General features: G+C 47.0%; 6 protein-coding genes. All 6 read left to right on the forward strand.

Going from position 1 to position 12,466, the window contains the following annotated elements; all coding sequences use genetic code 11:
• Nucleotides 1-35 precede the first annotated feature (35 nt).
• The 6 genes from J4N23_RS09030 (at nt 36) to J4N23_RS09055 (ending at nt 12,413) form a co-directional block, all read left to right on the forward strand.
• Nucleotides 36-1,598, forward strand: coding sequence for an alpha-amylase family glycosyl hydrolase (locus J4N23_RS09030; protein ID WP_207426636.1), 1,563 nt, complete (start codon nt 36-38; stop codon nt 1,596-1,598).
• A 67-nt stretch (nt 1,599-1,665) separates the two neighbouring features.
• Entirely contained in the window at nt 1,666-3,861 is a 2,196-nt protein-coding gene (locus J4N23_RS09035; RefSeq protein ID WP_207426637.1) for a glycoside hydrolase family 97 protein, read from the forward strand.
• Nucleotides 3,862-4,307: 446 nt separating this feature from the next.
• On the forward strand, nt 4,308-6,503 hold the full coding sequence (locus J4N23_RS09040; protein ID WP_207426638.1) for a TlpA disulfide reductase family protein: 2,196 nt from the start codon (nt 4,308-4,310) through the stop codon (nt 6,501-6,503).
• A 106-nt stretch (nt 6,504-6,609) separates the two neighbouring features.
• The gene (locus tag J4N23_RS09045; protein WP_207426639.1) at nt 6,610-7,155 is read left to right on the forward strand and encodes a GNAT family N-acetyltransferase; all 546 of its coding nucleotides are present in this window, start codon (nt 6,610-6,612) and stop codon (nt 7,153-7,155) included.
• Between the two features lie 322 nt (nt 7,156-7,477).
• Complete coding sequence (locus tag J4N23_RS09050; RefSeq protein WP_207426640.1) at nt 7,478-10,576, forward strand: TonB-dependent receptor; 3,099 nt, start codon at nt 7,478-7,480, stop codon at nt 10,574-10,576.
• Nucleotides 10,577-10,592: 16 nt separating this feature from the next.
• Nucleotides 10,593-12,413: a RagB/SusD family nutrient uptake outer membrane protein gene (locus tag J4N23_RS09055; RefSeq protein ID WP_207426641.1), complete on the forward strand. Its 1,821-nt coding sequence runs from the start codon at nt 10,593-10,595 to the stop codon at nt 12,411-12,413.
• Nucleotides 12,414-12,466: the final 53 nt, after the last annotated feature.

Here is a 12,466-nt window from a genome sequence, read left to right on the forward strand (position 1 = left end):
TCACTAAGAACTTACAAAAAACAGGAAATTAATCTATGACACTGTCTTTGAAGCTCTATCTGTTCCTATTGCTTGGTCTGTTCACTGTAGCGGAGCCCACTGCGGGAGTCGCGCAGGAGGCCAGGGTAAGCAAGTGGCCGCGGGGCGTCACCTACGAGATCTTTGTGCAGGCTTTCGCCGATTCTGATAATGACGGTATTGGGGATATCAGGGGGATGACAGCCAGGCTGGACTACCTGAAAGCCCTCGGGGTGGAGGGAGTCTGGCTCATGCCCATCAACCCTTCGCCTTCCTACCACAAGTACGACGTGACGAACTACTACGATATCCACCCGGACTATGGCACTTTAGACGATTTCAAAACCTTCATCCGTGAAGCGCATAAGCGGAATATCAAAGTGGTGATGGATCTGGTGCTGAACCATTCGAGTTCGCAGCACCCCTGGTTTCTGGAAGCTAAGGCTAAGAAGGATAGTCCATATCGCAACTACTTCGTTTGGGCACATAAAGACGACCCGCAGGTGCAAACCAAAGGGAAGATCATTGCGGGCGACTCGGATAATGTGAACCGCTGGAACAAGCTGGATGATTCTGATTACCTGTATTACTCCTATTTCGGGGGAGGAATGCCGGATTTGAATTACGATAACCCTGACTTGCGGGAAGAGGTTTTCAAGATTGGCCGCTTTTGGATGTCGGAAGTAGGAGTGGACGGCTTTCGCCTCGACGCTGCTCGACACATCTTTCCAGATGATCGCGCTAAAGACAATCACCGATGGTGGGTTTATTTCCGTAACGAGATGCAGAAAGTAAACAAGGAGGTGTATCTGGTAGGAGAGGTATGGGCACCTGCAGAAGTGGTAGGACCGTACATGCAGGGCTTGCCCGCACTATTCAACTTCGACATGGGCGGGGCAATTATTAACGCCGTAAACTCAGCAAGGGCTGATTCTTTGGTGTTCAAGCACCGAAAGATCCGCAGCTTTTACCAGTCTGTTAATCCGGCCTATGTAGATGCCACATTCCTTACCAACCACGATCAGAACAGGATTATGAGTTCGGTGAACAATAACATCGACAAGGCAAAGATGGCTGCCGCCCTGCTGCTCACACTGCCGGGCTCACCCTATCTCTATTACGGAGAGGAGCTGGGGATGCGCGGCAAGAAACCAGATGAGTATATCCGGGAACCCTTTCTCTGGGATGTCGCCATGAAAGATAAGGTAAGAAGCAAATGGATAAGCCCCCGGTATAGTACCGATTCAACAGTAGTGCCGGCCAGTAGGCAGATGGCGGATAAAAGTTCCCTGTATAATCATTACAAGGCTTTAATTCAACTAAGGAACAACAGCCAGGCACTGAGCTACGGAGAGGTGGAGGCCCTGGAAACAGGATATCCGGAAGTATGCGCTTTTGTAAGGATGACAGAACAAGAGTCGGTACTTGTGCTCCATAATTTATCCTCTCAGGAAAAGACGGTACAGTTGCCATCTACTTACAGCGTTTACAGCAAGGTGGAATTTAAGAACAAAAAGGCGTCTGTAAGAAATAGGTTGGTGCAATTGCCGGCTTACAGTAGCCTCGTGCTGAGTCGCTAGGTGGAAATAACAGGATGAAAATTAGTAAGAGATAATTCGAGGACGATCCTCAAAAAACAAAATGAATATGAAGAGAATACTATCATTAATAGTCGTTTGCCTCTTGGTACTTAAGACCCTTAATGCGCAGGAGCTAAGATCACCGGATAAACAATTCGTGCTGAAGTTTTCACTTCAGGCCAACGGGACACCCGTGTACAGTTTGACTTATAAAGGCAAAGAAGTCTTGAAGCCGGGCAAGTTAGGGCTGGAGTTGAAAACGGAGCGGCCGAGCACTACTTCTGAGGGCGATATGGTATTGAAGTCGGTTAATCAGAAGAGTTCCCTGTACGATAATTTCAGCATTAGCGGGACCAAAACAACCACCTTTGATGAAACCTGGAAACCCGTTTGGGGCGAAGTAAGTAACATTCGCAATCATTATAACGAGCTGGAAGTGACGCTGAATCAGAAAAGTACAGATCGCAGGATGATCATCCGATTCAGATTGTTCAATGACGGTCTCGGGTTTCGCTATGAGTTTCCCTCCCAAAAAAACCTAAGCTACTTCGTGATCAAGGAGGAGCGGACCCAGTTTGCCATGGCAGGCGATCACACGGCTTTCTGGTTACCGGGCGATTATGATACACAGGAGTACGACTACACCACCAGTAAGCTGTCAGAAATCAGAAACGTGATGGCAAAGGCAGTGACGGCTAACGTATCCCAAATGTCTTTCTCTCCTACAGGTGTCCAAACTTCGCTGATGATGAAAGCTGCGAACGGTTTGTATATTAATATTCACGAAGCTGCATTGATCAATTATCCCGTGATGCACCTGAATCTGGACGATAAGAACATGGTGTTCCAATCTTGGTTAACTCCTGATGCAAAGGGTGATAAGGGCTACATGCAAACTCCCTGTACCACACCTTGGCGCACGGTAATTGTAAGCGATGACGCACGGGATATCCTCGCGTCCAAGATGACTTACAACCTCAACGAGCCCAGCAAGATCAAAGACACCGACTGGATCAAACCAGTGAAATATGTGGGTGTCTGGTGGGAAATGATTACCGGAAAGAGCAGCTGGTCGTATACCAACGAGTATCCTACGGTACAGTTGGGAATCACTGATTTCTCGAAGGCAAAGCCTAACGGAACTCATGGTGCGACTACTGCCAACGTGAAAAAATATATCGACTTCGCTGCTCAGCACGGCTTTGATGCGGTATTGGTAGAAGGCTGGAATATTGGCTGGGAAGATTGGTTTGGCAATTCAAAAGATTACGTGTTCGATTTTGTAACGCCTTATCCTGACTTTAATGTTAGCGAGGTGAGAGACTATGCAAAGTCGAAAGGGGTAAAGATGATCATGCATCACGAAACTTCCTCCTCTGTTCGCAATTACGAACGCCACATGGACAAGGCCTATCAATTCATGAAAGACAATGGTTACGATGCTGTGAAGAGCGGATATGTGGGCAATATTCTGCCGCGGGGTGAAAATCACTACAGTCAATGGATCGTGAACCACTATCAGTACGCGCTGGAAAAGGCAGCCGACTACAAGATCATGGTGAACGCCCATGAAGCAGTCCGGCCTACAGGTATTGCACGAACTTATCCTAACTTGATCGGGAACGAATCCGCCCGGGGTACTGAATACCAGGCTTTCGGTGGAAATAAGCCGAATCACGTGACCATCCTCCCATTTACCCGTCTGATTGGGGGACCGATGGATTATACTCCCGGCATTTTTGAAATGGATATCAGTAAGATCAATCCTCAGAACACCTCTCACGTAAACAGTACGATTGCCAATCAACTGGCGCTTTACGTGACGATGTACAGTCCATTACAAATGGCCGCCGACCTGCCCGAGAATTACATGCGGTTTCCCGATGCTTTCCAGTTTATTAAGGACGTAGCGGTAGACTGGGACGATAGCAAATACCTGGAAGCCGAGCCTGGCCAGTACATAACTGTGGCCAGGAAGGCAAAGAAAACTGGCCAGTGGTTTCTAGGGAGTGTGGGCGGCGACAACGCCAGGACGTCTAAGATCAAATTCGACTTTCTGACGCCGGGTAAAAACTACATCGCTACCATATATTCAGATGCGAAGACCGCCCATTATAAAACGAACCCACAGGCCTACAACATTCAACGGGTGGCTGTAACGAACAAATCAGCACTGCAACAATTTGTAGCACCTGGTGGCGGGTATGCCATAAGCTTTGTAGAAGCGAGCCCTGGAGCAATAAAAGGCTTGCCTAAGCTTTAAATTAGCTCTACCTCAAAGCTGCGGCCTCTTTTTAGTCTTTTGTTTCGGACAATAGTCAACCGCTGACAGATCGGAATCTGTCGGCGGTTTCTTTTTTGCGGAAGGCTTCATCTGATTAGGAAGAATAAGCATCGGAGCTGTCTTATCTGCCCGGACGAGATAGCTATCTTAATGAATAGATGACGCAGTCTGCTTAATAATTTCGTCTCCCTCCAAATCGGATTGTTTGATAAGATGAATAAACTCCTGCCGATTTTCAGATTGCTCTATATGGGTACCTCTGAAATAGCACTACTTCAAAGGATCTCTGGGATGTTTTGTGATAGAAATTCATTCTCAGCTGCCAAACCGATGCATGTTGCTTGCCTTCTCCTGATTTTTTCTTATTTCCATATTATTAGTAGCTTTAAATAATTAACCAAGTGTGTAACCAAACCTAAAAGTCGATGAAAGCCCTTCACCTTGCCTTTCTTCTGTTGTTGCTAACTAGCTCGATTCAGGCAAAGACCGTCATTAATCACCCCTCCTTTGAGTTTTCCAATTCAGGTGTTACCCATATCAAGAAGATTGAGTTAACTAGGAAAGAAACAAAGCTCTTCATCCATTGCCAGTTTCTTCCCAAATGGTGGGTCAGGTTTTCAAAGAAAACCTTTATACAAGATGCGGTTTCGGGTGAGAAGTATTTCCCGGAGGCAATGGAAGGAGGTGATTTTGATAAGGAGATCTTTATGGGCGCTTCCGGCGATTCCAGCTTTGTGCTCGTCTTTCCCGCGCTACCGAAAAACGTCAAAAAAATACATTACGGACAGGATGACAAGGCCAGTATTTTCGGACTCTCGTTGAATCCCAGGGCTTCGGGATCTCCAAAAGAATCAGGCATTCCCGCCCGTGTACAATCCTGGCTCGATTCAGAACATGCAAGGGCTAAAAGGAAGACGCTAGTTGATTACAGTGCTGCTGAGTTTTTCAGTCCTGATACTGCCCGCCTCATTGGGTACATAAAAGGGTATGATCGCCGGGCAGGCTTCAATACCGGAATGATCTATGGGAAGAACGAGATCACTAATGAAGATTATCCTTTGGTGGTAAACATCCACGACGATGGCCGGTTTGAAGCGTCTATTCCCATGTACTTTCCGAAACATACCTACGTCGCTTTTCAAAGGTCCATCATCAACTTTTATCTGGAACCTGGACAGACCCTGTCAATGGTTTTGAACTGGGAAGAGTTCCTGACTGCCGACAGGCTCCGTAACATCCGGTACCGTTTTAAGGATATAGCATTCGCTGGACCTTCTGCGACTATAAATAAGGATTTGAATAGCGTGGAAATCCAGACCTTCGACTACAAAGAACTTCAACAGGCGATAACCAAGCAGAAACCCGATGAGTTTAAAAAGATGTTGACAGTGCATTGGAATACAAGTAAAGGCCGACTGGAACAAGAGATGAGCGCCAACCCGATTTCCCCTCAGGCACAAGCAATCCTTCGTAGTGAGGTAGACCTTGCGTACGCCGCCAGCATGCTGGATTTTTTAAGCAACCGGGAGTCGATTGCCCGGAAAGACACCGCTAACAAAATCGTGCGGATAAAAGCGGCTCCCGACTATTATGACTTTCTTAAAAACATGAACCTGAACGACCGGACCTTGCTTGTCGCTCCCGACTTCTGGGTGTTTGCTAATCGCTTTGAATTCACGAGCGCACTCATCACTCTGCCCGACAGGTATTCACGGAAACCTTTCCATGTCTTCCTGTTCGACGAGCTGAAATTAAAAGCGGGTGCTGATGATCGGCCCTATCTCGACTCGCTTGCTGCTCTTAATAATAGGCTGAGTAAAGCAGCAAGTGCGGCCGAGCGATTTCGGCTGGTGTCTGCCCTAAACGAGCCCCGTCAAAACTTTGAAAAGAAGTACAGCAAGTACCTGAATCAATATGAAACGAAGTATCCTGCAAAGAAAAGCCCTACTATTCCTGAACGCTTTCTAGGCGACTGGGTGGTCAAGGATAGCCTGCTGGTCAATTATTTCGGACTGCAGCATAACCTCATTTACGATATCTTGAAAGCCCGTTCTCTGAAGTATGTTTTCAACAGTCATTTGAAAGGTCAGAAGGAGGAAGCTCGAAATTACCTAAGCACACTGGAGAGGGGGATGAAGAATGAATCCGTTCTTCAGATGGTGGAAGCCTTCTATCATCGCAGCTACCCGGCAGGTGTTAAGGCCGTTTATGATCTGCCTGCCGGAAAAGGAACGGAGATCTTTAGAAAAGTAATCGACCAGTACAAAGGAAAGATGCTGTTTGTCGACTTTTGGGCAACCAGTTGTGGACCCTGTGTAGCGTCCATCAAGGCAAACAAATCTGTTCGCTCGAATTATAAGGGAAGTAAGGATATTGAATTTATCTTCCTGACGTCTGCACAGGAGTCGCCGGAAGAGCGTTATAATGCATTTGTGAAAGAGCAGGAGCTGCAGCACACCTATCGCTTATCTGCTGATGACTTCCGCTACCTGCGCCAATTGTTTAAGTTCAACGGTATTCCTCGATATGTGGTAATTAACCGGGAAGGTCAGGTGTTGAACGATGATTTTGCGATGCACAACTTTGATGGAGAATTGAAAAAACTGTTGGCTCAACAATAGTAGCTATCAGGCATGATGTCCGTTCGGAGCTCAAATAACTCCTTTAGGGCCGAAAGACAAGAATAAAGGATTATACATAGCCAAGACGATGGAAGCCGATGACCAAATGAAAAAACTCCTGTCATCCGAATTATTAACGCTGCGTCCCGCAAGGCTCGGCGACAAAATCAAAATATTCAATTGGCTTACGAACTCCAACCTCACGGCTGAAATGCTTGGCCCTCCAACCTTTCCCGATAATCCGGTTCCCAACTGGGAAGAATTTGACGGCGACTATCTGGATTATTATTTCGATGGCTCCCAGCCAATGAAAGGGCGCTGTTTTGTTTTGGAATACGAAGGACAGGAGATCGGCCAGATTAACTATAACGTGATTAACCCGCAGCGAAAATCGACAGAAATAGATATCTGGCTCGCTGACCGGAAATTTAGCGGCAAAGGTTTAGGTACAGAAGCAGTAAAAATACTATGCAACTATCTCGAAAGATCGTTTGACTGCGAAGCCATTTACGTGGCTCCTTCCAGCCGGAATTTAAATGCGATCAAGTCCTACCAAAAGGCGGGATTTATTAAAACTGACCAACTACCGGAGAACTTTGCTGCTGATTATGCCGATACAATCGTGTTAGTCCGAACTGCTAACACGCTGTAGCAGTAGTGAACTTCCGGTGAGCAGTAGGTTTTATTTTACCCTCATATTTTTTCTATTCATCCCCTGTTTTTCATTCAGGGCCTGCTACTTCGAGCTATCATGCTAACATTCTACACAGGTTTGCTAAAAAAATACAGTCTTCCATCTCTGCAATTGGAGATTTTTATCCCCTGTTGAACTAACTAACTAACAAGCCTGGAAAGAAAAAGGATTCCGCGGCGAGATTAACCAACAAAACATCTAAAGAGCTCTTGAATACCTCATATTCCTCAAGGAAGTAGGCTTGCTATGAACTATTAACTAACATTATAAACACAAAATCATGAAGTTACCTTTGCGAAAGTCCTCCATGAAGGGTAAGACTTTAATGGGCCAGAGCGCTCCATTACTTTTTGCCCTGCTGTTGCCAATAGCGTCCTCCGCTGTTGAAGGCAATTCCAGTCTCAAACTGATGGCAAAAGTTGCCGTTCAGAAAAACCAGGTCACAGTAAGTGGGACCGTAAGAGATAGTAAAGGCACACCATTGCCGGGCGTAACGGTCAGAGTGAAGGAGACCGGAAAAGCAACGAGCACGAATGTTGACGGACTTTTCCGTATCGAACTACCAAACGGCACTGAAACCCTTCAATTCAGTATGCTGGGCTTTGTAACTAAAGAAGTCAAGGCCGAAGGAAGGAGCACGATAGATGTGACACTCGAAGAGTCCGCCTCTACACTGGACGAGGTGGTGGTAATCGGCTACGGGACGGTCAAAAAGAGAGATCTCACCGGATCGGTGGTTTCAATTAGAGAAGCAGATATTACCGCTACCCCGGTGAATAATATCATGGAAGCCCTGCAAGGAAAAATTGCCGGAGCTGACATCATGCGTAGTTCGGGTGCGGTAGGTACTAACGCCAGCGTGTTGCTCCGCGGTACCCGCAGTATCTATGGCGACAACTCACCTTTATACATAGTGGACGGGATTCCTTCCACCTATTCCCAAATCAACCCTTCAGATATTGCAAGTATCGACGTGTTGAAGGACGCTTCTTCCACCGCTATTTATGGATCAGCGGGTGCGAACGGAGTAATCATCATTACCACTAAGAAGGGTAGGGAAGGGAAGTCTTCTATTGACTTCGATATGTTCTACGGCTTCAACGGTCGTCCGCATTTCTATAAAGGGATGACCGGACAGGAATACACCGATTATCGGAGAGAGCTTTACCGTACCACAAACGGCAACTATCCTGCAGATATGTCGCTGGTTTTCACTAACAGCGATATTCTAAACGCCTACAACGAGGGTAAGTGGATCGACTGGATTGATGAAATTACCAGCACAAGTGGGGTTCAGGAGAAGTACAATCTGTCGTTCAGCACGGGAGTGAAAAAGACGAAAGTATATAGTTCCTTCACCTATACCAATGAGGGAGGCTTGCTTCCCCGTGAAAGCCAAAAGATGGCGGGTTTCCGCTTGAACCTCGATCACGAACTGCTGAAGTGGGCAAAGGTGGGGACTAATGTCAATGTGAACTATACCAACAGGAACGCCAGAAACAATAACATTTTCACTAAGGCACTGGGCGCCTTTCCGTTGGGAGAGGTTCGCGATGCCGATGGAAATATTAATGCTCAATTTATCGACGGCGAAGTTACCCCGCTGGGTGATGAGATCCCTGATCAGTATGCTGACAATACCAGGTCAACCTTTGGATTTTTGAACACTTATGTAGAACTGGCGCCTTTGGCAGGCTTGTCTTTACGGTCTAATATCGGCTTAACCCTTAATAGCAGTCGTCAGGGCCGCTATTTCGGAAGGCAATCGACGGCACTCCCACCCTCAGGATACGCGCTTCCGGTGGCCACCCTCGATAATTACTTCGGTTATGGCTATGTGTGGGAAAATACACTGACCTATAACAGAACGATTGCCACTGATCATAATGTTACCCTGACCGGAATTACCTCTTACGCAGACAGCCGCTTCGATCGGAATAATTCGCTGGGACAGGGCCAGGATTTAGATTACTACCTTTTCTACAACATTGGTACGGGCACCCAGAAAACCGGCATCGCTTCTGCTTATCAGCAAAAAAATCGCTTGTCTTTTGCCGGAAGGATGAATTATTCTTACAAGGGCAAGTACCTGTTTTCATTCACCAACCGCTGGGACGGCGTATCGCACCTGGCCGAGGGGCATAAGTGGGCTTCCTTCCCTGCAGCATCAGCCGCGTGGCGGATTTCTGATGAGAACTTCATGTCAGGGGTAAGAGGAGTAGTTAGCGACTTGAAACTGCGTGCAGGATACGGTGTAACAGGTAACTCCGGAGGTATGGATGCCTACTCGTCACAAACCCAGGCCTATGCTTATCAGGTAATTTCGTTAAACGGAGCCCTGGTTCCTAACCTGCAGAACGTGGGTACTTTCTCGAACCCGGAAATCACCTGGGAGAAGAGTTACAACCTGAATGTCGGACTTGATCTCTCAGTGCTGAAGGACCGCATCAGCCTTTCGGCCGATGTGTACAACACGGATACTAAAGGACTTCTCTTCAGACGTACCCTGCCTGTTACGGCAGCCATTACTGCCTGGGCTTCTCCAATGCAGACCTGGCAAAACATTGGCGAGACCAACAACAGAGGCTACGAGCTTACTTTGAGAACGGTGAACATCGATAAGAAGGCCTTTAACTGGAGTTCAAACTTCTCTTTTACCAGAAACAAGGAGAAGATCGTAGATCTGCCTAACGGTGATGTAATATCTGAAAGACTGTTCGAGGGGCATCCCATTCAGACCTTTTATGATTACCGCTATCAGGGCATTTGGTCAATGGACGAGGCAACAGAAGCAGCAAAATATGGAGCTCAACCGGGCTACGTAAAGGTGGCTACTAATGAGAAGTTTACAAACGGAGTAGGAGACGGCGGAGCTCATCCATACACGGACAGCGATCGGATGATCCTTGGATCCAATGTGCCTAAATGGTTACTGGGAATAAACAACACAATCACCTTCAAAAACTTTGACCTGAACGCCTTCGCGATGATACGCTGGGGACAGATGATCAACAGCTCGCTGCTGGGCTGGTACAGGGCGAACGATGACGGTCAGCCGGCTGGGGTAGATTACTGGACGCCAGAAAATCAGTCAGCCTACTTCCCACGTCCGGGTATCGCCAGCACTTCCGGTATCGGGTCTTTGAAGTATGTTGACGGATCCTTCGTGAAGCTAAAAACGCTGACATTAGGATATACACTGCCAGAGAAGATCAGAAGTGCGGCTTTCATGTCTAATGCCCGGATTTATGCTACCGCTTATAATCCACTCGTATTTACCAAAGAAGAAAAGTTGAAAGGTACCGACCCGGAAAACAATGGATCTGATACCTTCCCATTGTACCGAACTTTTGTATTAGGCCTTAATGTTTCTTTTTAACTCAAAAACAATAGCAATGAAATTCAAAAAGATAATCCGAAATATATCCTTTGCACTGATCACCGCTGGTCTGTCGGCCTGTGACACCTCTCTTGAAGAATATAATCCCTCCGGTTTCACGATGGAAGCGGTGGCGAAATCTTCAGTGGATGGCTACAAGAAGATATTGAACAACTGTTACTTCGGCATGGAGCGGCAGTTATACGGCTTCAACCAGTGGATGATGTTCACCGAGGCGGGAACTGATATCTGGACCAATCAGAAAAACAGCCCGACGTCTAATATTAACTTTTTTAAGTACGGAGGAGCTTCGAATATTCCAGCCAACACATTGAACACTGTGTGGAATGTATGTTATGATGGGATAGGTTATTGTAACCTGGCCATTAAATACGCCGACATAGCTCCCTTCAAAACGGAACAGGAGAAAAACGCTTTGGTAGCACAGGCCTATTTCCTGCGTGCCATGTACTACTACAATCTGGTAGAGCAATTTGGTGGAGTCACAGCTCCTACTGAGCCCCTGGCTACGGTAAATCTTCGTCCGGAGCGCGTTGCTCCCCTCGAAATCTATAAAACCATCATCATTCCTGACCTAGAATTTGCTGCACAATGGCTGCCGGTGAATAACGGAATTACCTCTCCGTCTAAAAAGTCGGCGATGGGCTTCCTTGCAAGAGCTTATCTGCAAACGGTGGAGTATGATGATACAAAAGCATTTGCACCGAAAGCGTTGGAAGTTGCAAAAACCCTTATTCAAGATTGCGAGACTGGAGGCTCTACTTACAACACCTTCATGTATCCAACCTTCGACGAGGTGTTTCGGGAGTCAAACAATCTGCAAAACAGGGAGTCATTGTGGTCACACCGCTTTGTAGTAGGAGGGGTAAGCAATCAGGCCTGGTTCATGAATATGAATAACGAGTTGTTCTATGCCGTGGTTACTGATTTTCCTGCTATGCAGTTTTCAGGTGCCGACTACACTACCTGGGGCCGCCGTTCCGGGGGAAGCTTTATGCCATCGCACCACTTGCTAAGCTTGTACGTGCAGGCGGATGGTACACTGGATCCCCGCTATCATAAGTCTTTTCAAACCACCTGGACAGTGAACCGCCCCTCTTTCACCTGGAGCAGTGCCAATCTTACTACTTTCGACAGAAGTGCGGCAGTTACCACCAGCAGCAGCCTGGCGGCAGGGAATACAGCGATCGACTTTATTCATCCGAATGATCCTGATTACACGACAAAGGCTGCAACAAAGTTAGACCAGAAATATCTGGTGGTAGATTATAATGACGTGTATGACCCGGTTACCAAGACTGTAAAAATGACCTATACGCGGGTTAACAGAGATCCGGGAACCCAGGCACCCAACCCTTTCTTCGGATTTTATCCTTCGCTTATTAAACACAATAGCAGCAACTATTACGTGAATAACGCAAATAGCAACCGGTACGGGAATCTTAATGCTACCTTCATGATGCGGATGCCCGAGGTTTACTTGATTGCAGCAGAGGCGGATATTTATGCAAATGGTGGTGCAAACGCGATGGGCTACATCAATAAGGTGCGTCAACGCGCAGGTGCACAGCCTTTAACCGGAGCTGCATCGATGCAAACGGTTCTTGACGAGCGCGCCCGGGAATTGTGTGGCGAGTATGTGCGTTTTTACGACTTGAAACGTACCAAAAACTTAAGCAAGAGCTATCTTACTCAAACCAACCCGGATGTTGGCCAGTTCTTCAGAGACGGTGTCAACGAAGTGCGGCCAATTCCAACCAACTTCCTCAACACCATTGAAGAGGGCGGAACATACTACCAGAATAACGGCTACTAAGGCGGCCGCTTAATACAATCAACGGGAAGCACTGAAGGAATAACTACAGGCTT

Origin of the sequence: Pedobacter sp. SYSU D00535 (assembly GCF_017355855.1) — a bacterium.
Taxonomy (GTDB): Bacteria; Bacteroidota; Bacteroidia; order Sphingobacteriales; family Sphingobacteriaceae; genus Desertivirga.